Origin of the sequence: Nocardioides panaciterrulae (assembly GCF_013409645.1) — a bacterium.
Lineage (GTDB): Bacteria > Actinomycetota > Actinomycetes > Propionibacteriales > Nocardioidaceae > Nocardioides > Nocardioides panaciterrulae.
In genome coordinates, this window is sequence record NZ_JACCBG010000001.1 from 483,572 (window position 1) to 501,029 (window position 17,458).

The following is a 17,458-nucleotide window of genomic DNA, read 5'->3' on the forward strand; positions in this document are numbered from 1 at the left end:
GTGCCCGGTGCGGCTCACGGCCCGCAGTTGGCCCCGTGGTCGGCCCCGTGGTCGGTCCGGTGGTCGGTCCGGTGGTCGGCCCCACTGTCGGCCCCGCCGTCGGCCCGGTGGTTGGCCCGGTGGTTGGCCTGGTCCACGAGCTCGCGGGCGACCTCGCGCAGCTTGACGTTGCCGGTGGAGGACAGCCGGACCAGGTAGCGGAACGCGAGCTCCTCGTCGAGCCCGAAGCGCTCCATGCTCAGGCCCACCGCCTGGCCGATGATCCTGCGGCTCTCCAGCGCGGCTTCGAGGTTGTCCTCCCGGTGCGACCGGGCCACGGCGACCGCGGCGTGGACGGCGTACAGCGACGCCAGCCGCCTGGTGTCGGGGGAGAGGCCCCGACCGTGGAGCGAGTAGACGGTGAGCGCCCCCCAGATCCGTTCGCCGGCGACCAGCGGGACCGACAGCTGTGCGTCGACGCCGCGGCGCAGCGCGGCGGGGAGGTAGCCCGTCCACTCCTGCTCGTCGTCCACCGGGTCGGCGATCGTGGTCTCCCCGGTCCGGATGACCCGAGGGCAGGTGCCCTGGTCGAGCTCGTGCTGGGCGGCCTCGAGGTCGACCACGGACTCGTCGGAGACCGCCGCGGTCGACACGACGCCACCCCGCTGCTGGAGGCACAGCCCGACGTGGTGCCCGGCCGGCAGCCCGGCGTGGAGGCACGCGACGATCGCGGCGAGGGTGGGCTCGAGGTCCGTGTGGGAGTTGATCTCCCGCACGGCTCGGGTGAGGAGGTCGGCGAGGTCCGGCCGACTGGCCACGTTGCTACTCCGGGGGTGGTGCTGCCCGTGCGCGAGGGGCGCGGGCGCGCCGCCGTACGGACGGCTCCGGTGCCCGGTCGCGCGGGCTGTTCTTCCAACCCGGGGAAGCGGATCGTATCCCACGACCGACGCCCCGACCGGAGGCAGGTGGGACGCAGGCGGGAGGCAGGCGGGAGGCAGGCGGGCCCGGGGCCGCGGGCGGCCCGGCGTCAGCCCGGGGTCATTCCGGCGGCCCCACCTCGAGGACGTGCCCGAGCAGCCCGTCGGCCACCTCGTCCAGGGACATCCGGTGGTCCGTCGCGTAGCCGCGCATCCGCGCCAGCGCCTCGTGCACCGAGATCCCGTCCCGCCCGGCGAGGAAGCCGCGGGCCTGCTCCAGCGTCAGCCGCGACTGCAGGGCGGCCTCGAGCCGCTCGTTGCGCTGCTCGGCCTCCTCCTCGGCGTCGTGGGCGAGGCTGCGCCGCAGGTTGCACACCACGCCGCGCACCAGGGGGTCGTCGAGGAAGTTGGTGAACGCCGCCTCCGCCCAGGCCCAGCCGGTGCCGCGGCGCACCCGCACCTCCTGCGCCGGGCGCGGCCCCGGCTCGTTGACCACCCGGGCGAGCACGACCCCGAGCCGCGCGCGGTCGTCGGGGTGCAGGTGCGCCAGGAAGGAGGTGCCGATGAGCTCCTCCTCCGCCCACCCGAACAGCAGCCGGACGGCGGGAGAGGAGTAGGTGATCGTGGTGTCGGCGCGTAGCAGCAGCGCGGCGTCGGCCGAGCGCTCCAGCAGCGGGCGCAGCGCGGTGCCGAGGTTGGTCGAGATGCCGATGATCGCCACGAGCCGGCCATCGCGGTAGATGCCGGTGTCGGTGACCAGCGCGGGGAAGATCGAACCGTCCTTGCGGCGCGCCGGGAACCCGCCCGACCACGGCACCCCGCTGTGCAGCGCCCGCATGATGTCCTCGGCGGTCTCGCGGGAGACGTCGGGCACCGTGACCTCGGCGATGTTGCGACCCAGCACGTCCTCCGCCGCCCAGCCGTAGAGCCGCTCGGCCGCAGGGTTCCACCCGAGGATCACGCCGTCCGGGTCGGTGGTGATGACCGCGTGCCCCAGCGCGGCGACCTGTTCCTCGGCACCGATGGTCGTCATGGCTCCATGGTGGCGCGCCCCCGGACCCACCCACACTGTTCGGGACCTGTTCGGGCACCGTGTCCGCCGCGACGGGTCCAACGACCCGGACGAGCGGGACTTGTGGGCGGCGGGCGGGTTTGCGCCGCGACCGGCCCGGGAATCCTTCCGGCACCGTCGTCGAAGTGAGAGAGTCATGTCCAGCCCGCGCTACCTGACCTGCCCCGACTGCGGAGCCGCGGTGGACCGCGCCACCGGCTCCCCCCACCGGTGCGACCCCGTCCGCCAGGCGGAGTACGAGCTGCTCGGCCGCCGGCTCGAGTGCGACGCCTTCGAGGACGGCCTGCGGCACTGGCTGGGCACCGTCGACGGCCGGTTCGAGACCTGGCTCGCCGTACGCCGGGTCCGCGGCGCCGCCTGAGCCTCGCGCCGGCCCGGCTCGACCCAGCCCGCCCCAGCCGACTCACGGTTCGCCGCGGCCTCGAACGGCGGGAGCCCGGGGGATTAGGTCGGTGTGATCCCGGGCACAGTCCCTGTGGCCGTTCCCCCGCGCGGCCGGAAAGGGATGCTCGTGCCGACCCCACCCGCCCCGGACCTCTCGGCGGTGTCGACCCTGCTCCTCGACGCCGACTCGACCCTGGTCGCGACCGAGGAGCAGGCGTACGCCGCGGCCGCAGGCGTCCGCCGCCAGCTGCTCCACCGGCTCGCGGCGACCCGCTGGGACGGGGACCGGCTGCGCGAGCACTGGCGGGGCCGGAGCTTCCGGCGGATCGTCTGCGACCTCGCGGCGGAGGAGGGAGTCCGGCTGGGCGAGGCGGAGCTGGCCGACTGGGTGGACCGCGAGGAGCGGTGCGTCACCGCCCGGCTGCGCGGTTGTCTCGCGCCCGACCCGGCCACCGGGCAGGCGCTGACCCGGATCGCCGAGCGCCGGCTGCTCGCGGCGGTCGGCTCCACGTCGTCGGCCCGCATGGACGCCTGCCTCGCCGCGGCCGGGCTCGACGAGCTGCTGCCGGCCGAGCGCCGGTTCAGCGGCGAGGACTCGCTGGCCCTGGCCGCCAGCAAGCCCGACCCGAGCGTCCACCTGCACGCGGTGCTCCGGCTCGGGGTGCGTCCGGAGGAGACGCTGGCCGTCGAGAGCACCCGCTGCGGGGTGCGCGCCGCGGTCGCGGCGGAGCTGACCACGATCGGCAACCTCGTCCACGTGCCGGAGTCCGAGCGCCCCGCGCGCCGTGCCGCCCTGCTCGGCGCCGGCGCGCTGCGGGTCGTGGAGGACTGGCAGGAGCTGGCCTCGCTCCTGGCCGAGGCCCCCCGGCCGCAGGAGCGGCGCTCGCGCGGGTCGGGCCGGGTCCCGACGCCTCGCCTGTCCCCGGGCCTGCCCACCGGCCTGGCCGCCCGCGGCCAGGCGGTCGCCGGCATCGCGGCGGTGTCGCCCGCGGTCTGACGCACGGAGAGACCGACTCCCGGGGAACGGCGGCCGGCGGCCCGCGGCGTTTGCGGCGGGCCCGCCCGGGAACGCTGGGCAAAGGCGGGGAGCTGCACAGGCTGGGCGAAGCGGGGAGATGGGAAGTCCATGCACGCGACCGTGGCCCTGATGGCCGTGAACTGGGAGCGCCTCGGGATCGGTGTCGGCACCGCCCTGCTCGGGGCGGCCGCCGTGATCGTCCTGACCCGCGTGATGCTGGCCCTCGCCGCGCGGCGCTGGCCCTCGCTGCGTCACCTGATCCGGGCCGCCAAGATCCCGTTCCGCGTCCTGGTGCTGCTGCTGGCGCTCAACCCGGCGGTGGCGGTGCTGCGCCGCCACGAGGCCGACACCACCTGGTGGGCGTGGACCACGATCACCGCCCGGGTGCTCGCGATCGTGGCCCTCGGCTGGTTCCTGACCACCGTGGTGCTGTTCGTCGAGGACAGCGGGTTGCGGCGCTACCGCACCGAGGCCCGCGACAACCGGATCGCGCGCCGGCTGCGCACCCAGACCCTGGTGCTGCGCCGCCTCACGGTCAGCGCGGGCGTGCTGGTGACCACCGGGGCGGTGCTGTTCAGCTTCCCGCAGGTGCAGGTGGTCGGCGCCAGCCTGCTGGCCTCCGCCGGGGTGATCAGCGTGGTCGCCGGCCTGGCCGCGCAGTCGGTGCTCGGCAACGTCTTCGCGGGCATCCAGCTGGCGTTCAGCGACGCGATCCGGCTCGACGACGCGGTGATCGTGGAGAACGAGTGGGGCTGGATCGAGGAGGTCACGCTGTTCTACGTCGTGGTCCGGCTGTGGGACGACCGGCGGCTGGTGCTGCCCTCGACGTACTTCACCACCACCCCGTTCCAGAACTGGACCCGCACCCACTCCGAGCTGCTCGGCTCGGTCGAGCTGGACCTGGACTGGCGCGTGGACACCGCGGAGATGCGCCGCGAGCTCGACGCGGCGCTGGCGCGCACCGACCTGTGGGACGGCCGGGTGAAGGTGCTGCAGGTCACCGACGCGGTCGGCGGCTGGGTGCGGGTGCGGATGCTGGTCACCGCAGCGGACGCGCCGTCGCTGTTCGACCTGCGCTGCCACGTGCGCGAGCACATGGTCGCCTGGGTCCGCGACCACGCCGACGCCGGTCTGCCGCGCCAGCGCGTGGAGATGGTCCAGGCGCCGGCGCCCTCGTCGTTCGAACCGGTCGACGACCGCCGCGACGGCGGTCTCTTCCACGGCGACCCCGCGGCCGACGAGCGGGCGCGCCGGATGGGCACCGGCACCATCCCGCTCCCGCGGATGGACCCGCTGCCGGCGCAGGAGCAGCCGGACCGGCCGCCGAGCTGACCGGTCAGTCGGTCGCCGACAGCACGCACCAGACCGCCTTGCCGCTGTCGGTCGGGCGGGTGCCCCAGCGATCGGCGATCGCGGCGACGATCTGCAGCCCGCGGCCGTGCTCGTCGTCGCTGTCGGGGCGTTGCTTGCGCGGCTCGTAGCTGGCGTGGTCGTGGACCTCGATGCGGATCTCGCCGTCGTCGCCGAGGACCCGCAGCTGCAGCGGAGGTACGGCGTGCAGCGCGGCGTTGGTCAGCAGCTCGCTGGTGACCAGGACCGCGTCCTCGATCGCGGCCCGGCTCGCGCCCCGCCGGCGCAGGTGCTCGGCCACGGCGCGGCGGGCGGCCGAGACCGGCACCTCCGCGTCGGCCCACTCGAGCGTGAGCTCGGTGGGGGCGCCGCCGTGGTGGACGCGCGCGACCAGCACCGCCACGTCGTCGTCGGGCCCGTCCGGGAGCCGGCCGCTGACCAGGGCGGCCGGCGCCCGTCGCAGCGGACCGTCCAGCTTCTCCACCAGGCCGCGCAGCGCCTCGACCCCGTCGTCGAGGTCCTCGCCGCGCCGCTCGACCAGGCCGTCGGTGTAGAGCACCACGGTGCTGCCCGGGGCGAGCGGCAGCCGGCCCTCGCGGACGTTGTAGAGGCCCACACCCAGCGGCGGGTCGGCGGCGTCGGGGACCACCGTGGCCGAGCCGCCGGGGGCGACCACCAGCGGCGGCAGGTGGCCGGCGTTGGCGAACCGCAGCGTCTGGTCGGCGGGGTCGAAGACGGCGTAGAGGCAGGTGACGATCTGGTCGGCGCCCAGGTCGCGGACGATGCCGTCGAGCGACTCCAGCAGGTCGGCCGGCGAGAGGTCGAGGCGGGCGTAGGCGCGCACCGCGGCGCGCAGCTGGCCCATCACGGCGGCCGCCTGGACACCGCGGCCCATCACGTCGCCGACCACCAGCGCGGTGCGGCCGCCGCCGAGCTCGATCACGTCGTACCAGTCGCCGCCGACCTGGGTGCCTTCGACGCCGGCGCGGTAGTAGGTCGCGACCTCGAGGTTCTCGAGGTCGTAGTCGGTCTCGGGCAGCAGGCTGCGCTGCAGGGCGTCGGCGATGGCGTGCTCGCGGCTGGCGGCCTCCGCGGCGGCCGCGGCGCGGGCCAGCGCCTCCTCGGCGGCCCGTTGCTCGGTGATGTCCTGCAGCGAGCCGAGCAGCACCCGGGGGCGGCCCTGCTCGTCGGTCCCGGCCATCTCGGCGTGCACCCGGACCAGGAACTCCTGCCCGTCCGGGCGCCGGATGCGAGCGTCGTAGCGGACGCCCTCGCCGGGGGTCGCGGCGGCCAGGGTCTCGGCGACCCGGCGGCGGTCGTCGGGGTGGACGACGGTCTCGATCAGGCCCTCCAGCCCCAGCGCGGCCACCTGCTCGGCGTCGAGGCCGACGATGCGCCGGAACTCCTCGGTGGTGCGGACGCCGCCGGTCGCGAGGTCCAGCTCCCAGCTGCCCAGCTTCGCCAGCCGCTGCGCCTGGTCCAGCAGCGACTGGCTGCGCGCCATCTGCTCGCGGCTGCGGCGCGCGCGGTCCAGCTCGAGGTTGGCCTTGACCCGGGCGAGCAGCTCGCGGGCGGCGAAGGGCTTGACCAGGTAGTCGTCCGCCCCCGCCTCGAGCCCCTGCAGGGTGCCGTCCTCGCCGGCCCGGGCCGAGAGCATCACCACCGGCACGGCGGTGGTCTCGGGGTGGCTGCGCAGCTCCCGGAGCAGCTCGAAGCCGTCGAGCCGGGGCATCATCACGTCGGTGAGAACGAGGTCCGGCGGCTCGGCCAGCGCCTGCTCGAGGGCGTCCCGCCCGTCCACCGCCACGCCCACGCGGTAGCTGCTGGAGAGCAGGCTGGTGACGTAGGTGCGGATGTCGGGGTTGTCGTCGACGACGAGCACCAGCGGTTGGGCGGGGTCCGGGGCGACGCCGGCGAGGTCGCGGGCGGAGTCTCCGGCGGCGTCCCGGGCGAGCAGCTGGCCGGCCTCGGCGAGGAAGCCGTCGACGACCTGGCGGGCGACGCCGGCCCCCGAGCCGGTGCCGGCGGCCCGGGCGAGGTGCCCCGGGTCGAGGTGCCGGACGCCGAACGGCACCCGCACCCGGAAGCTGCTGCCGGCCCCCGGGGTGCTGGTGACGCCGGCCTCGCCGCCGTGCAGCGCGGCGATCTCGGCCACCAGGGCGAGCCCGATCCCCGAGCCCTCGTGCGTGCGGGACCGGGCGCCCGCGACCCGGTGGAAGCGCTCGAAGAGATGCGCCTGCTCCTCCGCGGGGATCCCGGTGCCGGTGTCGGTGACGGTCAGCACCGCGCCGTCGCCCTCGGCGGCCAGCCGCACCGTCACCCCGCCCTCGAAGGTGAACTTCAAGGCGTTGGAGAGCAGGTTCAGCACGACCTTCGCCCACAGGTCCCGGTCCACGTGCACCGGCTCGGGCAGGTCGGGGCAGTCGATCTCGAGGCGGAGCCCGAGCCGGTGGGCCGCGCCCTCGAACATGCTGGCCAGCTCGCGGGTGTAGCGCCCCAGCTCGACCGGCTCGTAGGACGCCTCGACGCGCCCGGACTCCAGCCGGGAGAAGTCCAGCAGGGTGTTGACCAGCTTGAGCAGCCGCTGCCCGTTCCGGTGGATGACCTCGACCCGCTGCCGCTGGTCGGGCCCCAGCGGGTGGACGGTGTCGGTCAGGGCGTCCTCGGCCGGGCCGAGGAGCAGCGTGAGCGGCGTGCGGAACTCGTGGCTGACGTTGGTGAAGAAGTCGGTCCTGGCCTGGTCGAGCTCGGCCAGGGTCTCGGCCCGCTGCTGCTCGAACTCGAAGGCGCGGGCGTCGGTGATGCCCGAGGCGAGGTGCCCAGCGACCAGCCCGAGGAAGTCGGCGTACCCCTCGTCGAGCGGGCGGAACGGGTTGAGCCCGGCCACCAGGAAGCCGTACGGCGCCTGGGTGCCCTGGACGATCGGAAGCACCGCCGCCCGGGCCGGGGGTCGCGACCAGCTGCCGGTCGGGAGGTCCTCGAAGCGGCCGTGGAGGTCGACCTCCAGCACGCCACCGTCGGGCCGCGGCCAGGTGGCGGCAGCGCCCGGGCCCAGCACCGCGGGCGCCGCGGGGTGCAGGCCGTCGAACCCGACCGACCCCGCCAGGCGTGCGCTGGCGTCGCCGTCGTAGAGGTAGACCAGCGCGAACGGCAGGTCCGCGGGCCGCTGGGAGAGCTCCGCGCAGGCCGAGGCCACCGCCTCTGCGACGGAGGTGCTGGTGCTGGTGCCGAGCCCGAGGTCGCGCAGGGTCTGCATCCGGCGGCGGGCGATGACCTCCTGGGTGTCCTCGCTGACCACGCAGAGCATGCCGGCGACCGAGCCGTCGTCTCGTGCGAGCGGGCTGTAGGAGAAGGTGTGGTAGGTCTCCTCGGTGTAGCCGCTGCGCTCGAGGAAGAGCATCAGCTGCTCGTCCCAGGTCGCCTCGCCGGTGCTCATCACCCGGTCGATGCGCGGGCCGATGTCGTGCCAGATCTCCGACCAGACGGTGGAGGCCGGCTTGCCGAGCGCCCACGGGTACTTCGCCCCGAGGGTGTCGCGGCGGTAGGCGTCGTTGCAGAAGAACGTGAGCTCGGGGCCCCACGCCATCCACATCGAGAAGCGCGAGGACAGCACGATCCGCACGGCCGTCTGCAGGCTGTTCGGCCACTCCGCCGGCGGTCCGAGCGGCGTGGCCGCCCAGTCGACCGCGAGCAGGTGACGCCCGAGATCACCACTGCGGAGGAAGGTGTCCCGCACGCAGGCTTCTCCTCGGCCGGTGCCTCGGCGGCTCCGTGGCGACTTGTCGCGAGTCTAGAGGGGCCGGGCCGGGATCGGAATGCAAGCACCGGCTCCGGGCCGGTGGTGGACCGTCCGGGCCCGCCCGCCGGGTGGGTTAGTGTCGCAGTGTGGAGTCCGCAGAGGCCGTCGTGTCGCGCTACAACGTCACGATCTCCGGCCCCGCCGACGCCCAGCCGATGGTGTTCGCCCACGGCTTCGGCTGCGACCAGCACATGTGGCGCCTGGTGGCCCCGGCCTTCGCCGACCGGTTCCGGGTCGTGCTGTTCGACTTCCCGGGGTCGGGAGGTGCCGCCGCCTCGGGTTACGACCCGGACCGACACGCGACCCTGCAGGGGTACGCCGACGACGTGCTGGCCGTCCTGCACGGGCTGGACCTGCACGACGTCGTGCTGGTCGGCCACTCGGTCTCGGCGATGATCGCCGCGCTCGCGGCGGTCGCGGAGCCCGAACGGTTCGACAAGCTGGTGATGGTGGGACCCTCGCCGCGCTACGTCGACGACGTCGACTACGTCGGCGGCTTCGAGGAGCAGGACATCCTCGAGATGCTCGACTCCTTGGCCAGCAACTACCTGGGCTGGTCGGCGGCCATGGGCCCCGCCATCATGGGCAACGGGGAGCGTCCCGAGCTGGGCCGGGAGCTGACCGACAGCTTCTGCCGGATGGACCCGAGCGTGGCCCGTCGGTTCGCGCGGGTCACCTTCCTCAGCGACCTGCGCGCGCAGCTGCCGCGGGTCAGGACCCGGACCCTGGTCCTGCAGTGTCGGGAGGACCTGATCGCCCCGGTGGAGGTCGGCGAGTACGTGCGCGACGCCCTGCCCGACGCCCGGCTGGTGATGCTGGACGCCACCGGTCACTGCCCGCACCTGAGTGCGCCGGAGGCGACGCGGGCCGCCATCGACGACTTCGTGCTGCTCGCCGGCGCCGGGGGCTGAGGTGGCCGAGCTCGTCGAGCAGACACGCGCCGCTCGCGAGGCATTCCTCGACGCGCTGGTCTTCGACGACCCGGTCCGGCTCTACGAGCAGGCGCCGTGCGGCTACCTCTCGACCACACCCGACGGGCTGATCGTGAAGTGCAACGCCACCCTGCTCACCTGGCTCGGCCTCGAGGCCGCCGACGTCGTGGGCAGGCTGTCCTTCGTCGACCTCCTCTCCCGGGGGGACCGGATCTACCACGAGACGCACTACGCGCCGTCGCTGCGGATGCACGGCAGCGTCCGCGAGATCGCCCTCGACCTCCTGCGACGCGACGGCCGCCGGCTGCCGGTGCTGGTCAGCGCGAACCTCGACCGCGACGAGGAGGGGCTGCCCCGGGTGGTCAGGATCGCGGTCTTCGACGCCACGGACCGTCGCCGCTACGAGCGGGAGCTGCTGCGGGCCAAGGAGGAGGCCGAGGCCGCGGAGCAGCTTGCGCGGGCGCTCGCGCGCACGCTGCAGCAGACGCTGATCCCGCCGGTGCCGCCCACCATCCCGGGGCTCGAGCTGGCGGCGGCGTACCGGCCTGCGGGGGACGGCAGCGAGGTCGGGGGCGACTTCTACGACGTGTTCCCGCTGGGCCCGGCGGACTGGATCGTCGTGATCGGTGACGTGTGCGGCAAGGGCGTGGAGGCGGCGGCGCTCACGGCGCTGGTCAGGCACACGGTGCGGGCGCTCGCCGTGGGCCACGGCGGCCCGGCGCACATCCTCGAAGGCCTCAACGAGGTGCTGCTGCGCCATGGGAACGACCGCTTCTGCACGGTCGCGCTGCTGCGGGTGCGGCAGGTGCACGGGGAGTGGCACGCCCTGCACGCCACGGGTGGTCACTGCGCCCCGCTGCTGCTCGGTGCCGGTCGGCCGCCCGAGGTCGTGGGCGCCGAGGGCGCACTGCTCGGCGTGCTCGAGCAGGTCCGGTTCGACGAGACCGCGGTGCCGCTGCGCCCGGGCGAGGTGCTCCTGCTGCACACCGACGGGGTCACCGAGGCCCGTGACCGGGAGGGCGCCTTCTTCGGCGAGCACCGGTTGCGCAGCACGCTGACGCGGCTGCCGGCCGCGGCCGGTCCGGTGGTGGAGGGCGTGGTCGCGGACGTGCTCGCCTTCCAGGACCAGCGGGCCCGCGACGACATCGCCGTCGTCGCCTTCGGGCTGCCGGCTCCAGGCCCGTGACGGTCCCGTGAGGGCACCCCCGGCCTGGCCCGCCCGTCGGCGGCCCCGTCGGGGGCCGGGCCTCAGCCGGTCGGACTCGCCAGTGGCGAGGAGGGACCGGTGTGCGCGACCGAGACGTCCTGACAGGCGGCGGCCTCCTGGCCTGCGCGCTTGTCGAGGTCCTCGAGCCGGTTGAGGAAGTCGACGATCTTCTGGGCCTGGAAGTCCCGGATCGCGGCGACGTTGTCGCGGATCAGCGCGGTGGCGTCGCGCACGGTCTGCGCCGCCGCCGCGCACTCGTCCGGGACCACCACCGCGGTCCCGCCCGATGGTGACGGCGAGGCCTGGGTCGGTGACGTGCTCGGCGTGCCCTCCGCCCGGGTGCCTCCGTGGCCGTCCAGCGCCACCCCGGTCACGAGGCCGCCGAGCAACACTCCGAGCAGGAAGGTGCCGGCCGGGACCCAGATCAGCGCACGGCTCGTGGTGCGCTGCCGTTGATCGTCGGGCATCGTTCTCCTCTCCGTCGGCGACCACGCCGCCCGGCTCCCCACATGGGCCGCCTCGAGCGCCTAGATTGAGGCGGTGGGCCCCTCGATCCGGACAGCCGACCCCGCCACCCTACGACTCATGGACGGCCTCGTGGCGTTCTGGTTCGTGCTCTGGCTCCTCGTGGGTGCCTGGTCGGGCTACACCATGTGGCAGCTGTCCGGCCTCGGTGACACGGTCACCAGCTCCGGGCAGGCGATCGGCTCCGCGGGTCAGGCGCTGCGGGCCGTGGGCAAGGTGCCGGTCGTGGGGGAGCGGCCTGGCGAGCTCGGTCGGCAGGTGGTCGCGACCGGCGCCGACGTCGCCGACCGCGGACAACAGGTGAAGTCCGAGCTCCGCCAGCTCTCGCTGCTGCTCGGGCTGGCGATCGCGCTGGCCCCGACCACGCCGATCGCCGGGCTGTACCTCCCGCTGCGGCTGGCGCGGCGGCGGGAGACCATCGAGCTGAGGCAGGCCCTCGTGCGGCATGGTGACGACCCCGGCCTGGAGCGGTACCTCGCCGAGCGGGCGCTGCACTCCCTGTCCTACGCCGAGGCGCACCGGCTGCACGAGGACCCGGTCCTGGCCGTCGCCGAGGGCAACACGCGTCCTCTGGCCGACGCCGAGCTCGCCCGGCTCGGCCTGACCCGGTCGCAGGCGCGGTCGTGAGATGAGCTCGCCGTACCGCGCCACGGGGGGGCGGCGGGCGCGCAGGTGGGCCGCGCTGCTGGTGCGGCTGCGGTGGTGGGTGATCGGGTTCTGGGCGGTCGTCGCACTCGCCTCCCCGTTCCTGCCCACCCTCGGGGAGTCCCAGGGCGTCGGCAACCTCAGCGGGCTGCTGCCGAAGGACACCCCGGCCGTGACCACCGAGCTGCGCTCGGTCGACCTGTTCGGCTTCCCGCTCACCGGGCGCACCGCCGTCGTGCAGCGCGACCCGCACGGGCTGTCGGTCTTCGACCAGGCCCGCACGGTGGTCAACGCCGTGGCCGTCGAGAAGCACCAGCGTCCCGGCCTGCGTCGGCTGCGGGGAGCGCTGCCGCTGACCAACGGCCTCGGTGCCTTCCCGGGCTCCCGGGAGGAGGGCACGACCGCGCTCACCTACCTGCTGTTCGACCCCACGGTCTCCTTCAGCGCCCAGACCAGGGCCGCGCGGCGCTACGCCGCGGTCTCGTTCGGACCGAGGGACAGCTTCGTGGGGGTGACCGGCTCGGTGCCGGCCCGCGCCGCGCAGGGGCACATCATCCACGACTCGCTGCCACTCGTGGAGGCGCTCACGCTGGGGGCGATCCTGCTGATCGTCGGGGCGGCGTTCCGGTCGGTGGTGGCGCCGCTGCTGGCCGCCGTCACCACCGGGGTGGCCTACCTGCTCACCGTGCACCTCTCCGGGGAGCTGGCGCAGATCCTCGGGTTCGCCACGCCCAGCGAGCTGGAGCCGGTCATCGTCGCGCTGCTGCTCGGGGTGGTCACCGACTACGTCGTGTTCTACCTCACCGCGCTGCGCGAGCAGCTCGAGTCCACCGCGGACCGGCTGGAGGCCGCACGCTCGGCCACCGCCCGGTGCACGCCGATCGTCGCCGTCGCCGGCCTCGCGGTCGCCGCCGGCACCGGGGCGCTGCTGGTCGCGCAGTCGCTGTTCTTCCGGGCCCTGGGCCCGGCGCTGGTGTTCACGGTGCTCCTCGGGCTGCTGGTGGCGGTGACGCTGGTGCCGGCGATGCTGTCGGTGCTCGGCGGGTGGGCGTTCTGGCCGGTGCGGCCCCGGGCACGGCGGCCGGCCCCCCGGCCCGAGACGCTGCGGATGCGGGTCCTGGCCGCGCTGACGCACAGCCGGCGCGCCGCGGGGCTCACGGTCGCCGGCTGCGTCGCGGTCCTGCTGGTCGCGGCGCTGCCGCTGCTGAGGATGGACCTGGGTGTCTCGTTCGTGGGGTCGCTGCCACCCGACAACGGGGTCCGGCAGGCGGCCGATGCGGCGCGGGCGGGCTTCGCCCCCGGCATCTTGTCACCCACCACGGTGCTGCTCGAGGGGAAGCGGCTCGACCGGCAGCGCGGCCGGCTGCGTCGCCTCGGCCAGTCGCTGGAGCAGCAGCCGGGGGTCGCGGGCGTGCTCTACCCGGGCTCGCTCCCGCGGCGGCTGGAGCGAGGTGTGCTGACGACCCGGGACGGCCGGGCCGCTCGGCTCCTGGTCGTCCTCGACCACCCGGCGCTCGGGGCCACCGCGATCAACACCGTGGACCACCTCGACAGCCGGCTGCCCGCCCTGCTGCGCGACAGCGGGCTGTCCACCGCCACCGCCGGGCTCGCCGGCGACACGGCGACGGCGGCGTACATCGTAGACCAGACCAGCGGGGACCTGTTGCGGATCGCGCTGGCGGCGCTCGCCGCGAACCTGCTGATGCTGATCATCTTCCTGCGCGCCGTGGTCGCCGCCGCCTACCTGCTGCTGGGCAGCCTGCTCTCGCTGGGGGCGGCGCTCGGGCTGACGACGCTGGTTTTCGGGCACCTGGACCCCGGGGCGGGACTGACCTTCTACGTGCCGTTCGCGGGGGCCGTGCTGCTCCTCGCGTTCGGCTCGGACTACAACATCTTCGCGGTGGGGAACGTGTGGGAGGTGGCGCGGACCCGGCCCCTCTCCGAGGCGGTCGCCCTGGTGATGCCCGGCACGATCACGGCGATCCTGGTGGCCGGACTCGCACTGGCGGCCAGCTTCGGCCTGCTGGCGGTGGTGCCGCTGGTGCCGTTCCGGCAGCTCGCCCTCGTCATGCTGGTCGGGATACTGCTGGACGTGCTGGTGGTGCGCTCGCTGCTGCTGCCGGCGATGCTGACGGTGGTCGGCCCGGCCAGCGCCTGGCCGAGCCGGCTGGGAGGCTCGCCGCCGGCCGACCCCGCGCCGGGGCCCGCCGTCGGGCCGGAGACGACGAGCGCCGCAGGGCGATGAGCCGCGGCGTACCTTCCGGACGGTTGATCGCGCGGTCCGGTGCGTCCGGGGTCGTTCGGGCCTCCCCACCCCGGTTTGGTGGCAGCGGGGCACGGGTACGTGGCCCGCACCAAAACGTCTCATCAACCATGGGGGATCGCCATGACCGACCACAACGACGTCCGGGGCCTCTCGGAGGCCGAGCTCGCGGCCGAGGAGGGCGTCGCGCTGCCCGACAAGGAGGTCGTGTCGATCCTCGACCTGAACGCCGACCTCGACCTGGCCATCGACGCGGCGGCGCCGATCGACCTCGGGGTGGCCGCGAACGCGAACGTCGCCGCGCCGATCGACGCCTCGGTCGGCGCCAACGTCCTCTCCGCCGGCTCCACGGCCCAGGCGCTGTCGGACCAGGGCGCCCTGATCAACCAGGGCATCCACGCCGACGCCACCGCCAACGCGGCCCAGGACAGCAGCCTGGAGCAGGGGGCCGCCCCCGACGGCACCGACACCACCGCCGATGGCACCACCGCCGGCGGCACCACGGACGGCACCACGGCCGACGCCGGCACCTCGCTGCCGACCGACGGCAGCACCGCCGACCCGGGCGCTGCCGTGGGCGGCGCGGGCTCCACCGCCGGCAGCCTCGCGGACGGCAACCTGCTCAACGTCGACGTCAACCTCGACGGCGACGCCAACATCGCGGCCCCGATCAACGGCGCGGTGGCCGCCAACGCCAACGTCGCCGCCCCGATCGACGCCTCGGTCGCGGCGAACGTCGGCTCGATCGACAGCGACGCCGTCTCGGTCGCCCAGCAGGACGCCGTCATCAACCAGGACATCGACGGCTCCGCGACCGCGAGCTCCGACCAGACCTCCGACATCACCCAGCCGTGACCACGACCGGGGGGCGCGGCGACCTCGTCGAGCCCGGACCCGGCGCTGCGCCCGGACCGGGGGACGACGCGGAGCGTCCCCCGGCCCGGGCGGACGGCGTACAGCTCATGGGCGAGATGCCCGGCTCGGGCTACCGGACGCCGCCGGCGCTGGCCCGCCGCGCCGACGGGCAGGTCGTCCAGCTCACGCCGCTGCTCTACCTGCTGCTCTCCGCGCTCGACGGTCGCCGAGGCCACGACGAGCTCGCGGCCCACCTGTCCAAGGCCACCGGCCGGGGGGTGTCGGGCGCCAACGTCGCGCAGCTCACCACCAAGCTCCGCTCGCTCGGCCTCGCGGCCTCGCCCGACGGCAGCCCGCCGGAGCTGAGGCGCAGCAACCCGTTGCTGGCGCTGCGGTTCAAGGCGGTGGTCTCCGACCCGGAGCGGACCCGTCGCCTGACCGCGCCGTTCGCGCGGCTGTTCCACCCGCTGCTGGTCGCCCTCGTGCTCGCGGTCTTCGCGTGGATCAGTTGGTGGGTGCTGTTCGACCGCGGCCTCGCCAGCGCCACCCACGACGCCTTCGCTCGCCCCGGCCTGCTGCTGGTGGTGCTCGCCGTCACCGTGCTCTCCGCGGGCTTCCACGAGTTCGGCCACGCCGCGGCCGCGCGGCGCGGGGGCGCGACGCCCGGGGTGATGGGGGTCGGGCTCTACCTCATCTGGCCGGCGTTCTACACCGACGTCACCGACTCCTACCGGTTGGGCCGCGGGGGCCGGCTCCGGACCGACCTGGGGGGTCTCTACTTCAACGCCCTGGTGGTGGTCGGCACCGCCGCGGTGTGGTGGGTGAGCCGCGACGACGCGATCCTCCTGCTGGTGGCGACGCAGGTGCTGCAGATGCTCCACCAGTTGCTGCCGCTGGTCCGGTTCGACGGCTACCACGTGCTCGCCGACGTGACCGGCGTCCCGGACCTGTTCCAACGGATCGGGCCCACCCTGCGCGGACTGCTGCCCTGGCGTCGGCGCGACCCACAGGCGCGGATGCTCAAGCCCTGGGCGCGGGCGGTCGTGTCGGCCTGGGTGCTCGTCGTGGTGCCGGTGCTGGCGCTGACGCTGCTGGTGCTGGTGACGACCTTCCCGCGCATCGTGGGGAGCGCGCTGGCCAGCAGCCGGTTGCAGTGGGGCACGCTGCAGGCGGCCTTCGGGGACGGTGACCTGCTTGCGGTCGCCGCACACGCCGTGGCCGCCCTGGTGGTGCTGCTCCCGCCGCTGGCGATGGCGGTCGCCCTGTTCCGGGTGGGACGCCGGCTCGCCAGGGCGGTGTGGACGCGCACCGCCGGCCACCCCGTACGACGGGGCCTGGCGCTGCTGGTGGCGGCCGCCCTGGCCGCCGGGCTGGTGTGGTCGTGGTGGCCCTCGCCCGAGCGCTACCGGCCGGTGCAGGCCTACGAGGGCGGCACCCTGGGCGACGCGCTGGCGCTCGCGCGGCCCGCGACCGGGTTCGGGGCCGGCACCGAGGGCCGAGCGGCGGTCTACCTGCGCCCGGGACAGGCGCCGCCGACCCGGGAGCACCCGATGCTCGCCGTGGTGCTGGTGCCGCACGACGGCCCGGCGTCCGGCCAGACCGCCGGCCTCCCCGACGGGGCCGGCGCGGCGGACGCGGGTGCGTCGTCCGTGGCTCCGGGCACCTGGGTCTTCCCCATCGAGCCGCCCGCGGCCCCCGGCGAGGGCGACACCCAGGCCGTGGCGGTCAACACCACCGACGGCACCACGGTCTACGACACCGCCTTCGCGCTCGTCTGGGCCGACCCGAACACGCCGGTGGACAACACCAACGAGGCCTTCGCGCTGGCGAGCTGTCGTGACTGCGCCGCGGTGGCGGTCTCGTTCCAGGTGGTGCTGGTCACCGGGCAGGCCGACGTGGCGGTGCCGCAGAACCTGTCGGTGTCCGCCACTGACGGCTGCGTGGGCTGCCTGTCCTACGCGCTCGCCGTCCAGCTGTTCGTGACGCTGGACGGGCCGCTGAGCGACGGGGCCAACGCGAAGCTCGACGACCTGTGGCAGCAGATCGCCCGGTTCGGTGACCACGTCGAGGACGTGCCGCTGTCGGAGATCCGCGCCCAGCTGACCGACTTCGAGACGCAGATCCTCGCCATCATCGAGGAGGACCAGCCGACGGTGACCGACCCCGGCACCGCGACCGACCCGTCGGCATCCGCGTCGGCGTCGCCGTCGACCAGCCCCTCGGCGGACCCCTCGTCCTCGGCCGACCCCTCGGGCTCGGCCTCCCCGACGGCGACGGTCCCAGCCACCTCGGGCGCGACGGCGAGCGGATCGCCGTCGGGCGTGCCGGACCCCACGGGCTCGACCAGCGCCTCGCCGGGCGTCAGCCCCTCGACGTCCCCGTCCCCGAGCAGCACCGCGGCCTCGCCGACCCCCAGCGGCAGCACCACCTCGGCCTCGCCCACCGCGAGCCCGTCCTGACGGGGAGACCGGCTCGCGGTCCCGGAGAACGACGAGAGCCGCAGGTCGATGAC

13 protein-coding genes are annotated in these 17,458 nt (G+C 74.9%); 9 read left to right on the top strand and 4 right to left on the bottom strand.

Features of this window, described 5'->3' with window-relative positions:
* Positions 1–14: 14 nt before the first annotated feature.
* Together BJZ21_RS02240 and BJZ21_RS02245 are read right to left on the bottom strand one after the other, a co-directional pair.
* Positions 15–797, bottom strand: coding sequence for an ANTAR domain-containing protein (locus BJZ21_RS02240; RefSeq protein WP_179662273.1), 783 nt, complete (start codon positions 795–797; stop codon positions 15–17).
* 220 nt (positions 798–1,017) lie between these two features.
* The gene (locus BJZ21_RS02245; RefSeq protein ID WP_179662274.1) at positions 1,018–1,929 is read right to left on the bottom strand and encodes a PAS domain S-box protein; all 912 of its coding nucleotides are present in this window, start codon (positions 1,927–1,929) and stop codon (positions 1,018–1,020) included.
* Between the two features lie 175 nt (positions 1,930–2,104).
* On the opposite strand from BJZ21_RS02245, the gene BJZ21_RS02250 reads away from it, so the two are divergent.
* The 3 genes from BJZ21_RS02250 to BJZ21_RS02260 all read left to right on the top strand — a co-directional run bounded on the left by BJZ21_RS02250 (position 2,105) and on the right by BJZ21_RS02260 (position 4,702).
* Complete coding sequence (locus BJZ21_RS02250) at positions 2,105–2,329, top strand: hypothetical protein (RefSeq protein WP_179662275.1); 225 nt, start codon at positions 2,105–2,107, stop codon at positions 2,327–2,329.
* 150 nt (positions 2,330–2,479) lie between these two features.
* Positions 2,480–3,349: an HAD family hydrolase gene (locus BJZ21_RS02255; protein ID WP_179662276.1), complete on the top strand. Its 870-nt coding sequence runs from the start codon at positions 2,480–2,482 to the stop codon at positions 3,347–3,349.
* 129 nt (positions 3,350–3,478) lie between these two features.
* Positions 3,479–4,702, top strand: coding sequence for a mechanosensitive ion channel family protein (locus BJZ21_RS02260; protein WP_218851240.1), 1,224 nt, complete (start codon positions 3,479–3,481; stop codon positions 4,700–4,702).
* A 4-nt stretch (positions 4,703–4,706) separates the two neighbouring features.
* Here the strand turns inward: BJZ21_RS02260 and BJZ21_RS02265 are convergent, their stop codons facing one another.
* Complete coding sequence (locus BJZ21_RS02265; protein ID WP_179662277.1) at positions 4,707–8,456, bottom strand: SpoIIE family protein phosphatase; 3,750 nt, start codon at positions 8,454–8,456, stop codon at positions 4,707–4,709.
* 149 nt (positions 8,457–8,605) lie between these two features.
* Here BJZ21_RS02265 and BJZ21_RS02270 point away from each other — a divergent pair, with 149 nt between their 5' ends.
* Together BJZ21_RS02270 and BJZ21_RS02275 are read left to right on the top strand one after the other, a co-directional pair.
* Complete coding sequence (locus BJZ21_RS02270) at positions 8,606–9,430, top strand: alpha/beta fold hydrolase (protein ID WP_343051910.1); 825 nt, start codon at positions 8,606–8,608, stop codon at positions 9,428–9,430.
* A gap of 1 nt (position 9,431) precedes the next feature.
* On the top strand, positions 9,432–10,637 hold the full coding sequence (locus tag BJZ21_RS02275; protein WP_179662278.1) for a SpoIIE family protein phosphatase: 1,206 nt from the start codon (positions 9,432–9,434) through the stop codon (positions 10,635–10,637).
* Between the two features lie 62 nt (positions 10,638–10,699).
* Here the strand turns inward: BJZ21_RS02275 and BJZ21_RS02280 are convergent, their stop codons facing one another.
* Entirely contained in the window at positions 10,700–11,125 is a 426-nt protein-coding gene (locus BJZ21_RS02280; protein ID WP_179662279.1) for a hypothetical protein, read from the bottom strand.
* A gap of 118 nt (positions 11,126–11,243) precedes the next feature.
* Here BJZ21_RS02280 and BJZ21_RS02285 point away from each other — a divergent pair, with 118 nt between their 5' ends.
* The 4 genes from BJZ21_RS02285 to BJZ21_RS02300 all read left to right on the top strand — a co-directional run bounded on the left by BJZ21_RS02285 (position 11,244) and on the right by BJZ21_RS02300 (position 17,405).
* Positions 11,244–11,810: a hypothetical protein gene (locus tag BJZ21_RS02285; protein ID WP_179662280.1), complete on the top strand. Its 567-nt coding sequence runs from the start codon at positions 11,244–11,246 to the stop codon at positions 11,808–11,810.
* 1 nt (position 11,811) lies between these two features.
* Positions 11,812–14,073 (top strand): MMPL family transporter, encoded by a 2,262-nt coding sequence (locus BJZ21_RS02290; protein WP_179662281.1) that lies wholly within the window; start codon positions 11,812–11,814, stop codon positions 14,071–14,073.
* Between the two features lie 141 nt (positions 14,074–14,214).
* A complete protein-coding gene (locus BJZ21_RS02295) occupies positions 14,215–14,946 on the top strand; it encodes a peptidoglycan-binding protein (protein WP_179662282.1) in 732 nt (243 codons plus the stop codon).
* On the top strand, positions 14,943–17,405 hold the full coding sequence (locus tag BJZ21_RS02300) for a hypothetical protein (protein WP_218851242.1): 2,463 nt from the start codon (positions 14,943–14,945) through the stop codon (positions 17,403–17,405). Before BJZ21_RS02295 ends, BJZ21_RS02300 begins: the two co-directional genes overlap by 4 nt.
* Positions 17,406–17,458 lie beyond the last annotated feature (53 nt).

What these genes read in the sequence shown, in the direction of transcription:
- BJZ21_RS02245 (WP_179662274.1), bottom strand. Translation starts at nt 1,929, where the DNA reads ATGACGACCATCGGTGCCGAGGAACAGGTCGCCGCGCTGGGGCACGCG.
- BJZ21_RS02250 (WP_179662275.1), top strand. Translation starts at nt 2,105, where the DNA reads ATGTCCAGCCCGCGCTACCTGACCTGCCCCGACTGCGGAGCCGCGGTG.
- BJZ21_RS02260 (WP_218851240.1), top strand. Translation starts at nt 3,479, where the DNA reads ATGCACGCGACCGTGGCCCTGATGGCCGTGAACTGGGAGCGCCTCGGG.
- BJZ21_RS02280 (WP_179662279.1), bottom strand. Translation starts at nt 11,125, where the DNA reads ATGCCCGACGATCAACGGCAGCGCACCACGAGCCGTGCGCTGATCTGG.
- BJZ21_RS02285 (WP_179662280.1), top strand. Translation starts at nt 11,244, where the DNA reads ATGGACGGCCTCGTGGCGTTCTGGTTCGTGCTCTGGCTCCTCGTGGGT.
- BJZ21_RS02290 (WP_179662281.1), top strand. Translation starts at nt 11,812, where the DNA reads ATGAGCTCGCCGTACCGCGCCACGGGGGGGCGGCGGGCGCGCAGGTGG.
- BJZ21_RS02295 (WP_179662282.1), top strand. Translation starts at nt 14,215, where the DNA reads ATGACCGACCACAACGACGTCCGGGGCCTCTCGGAGGCCGAGCTCGCG.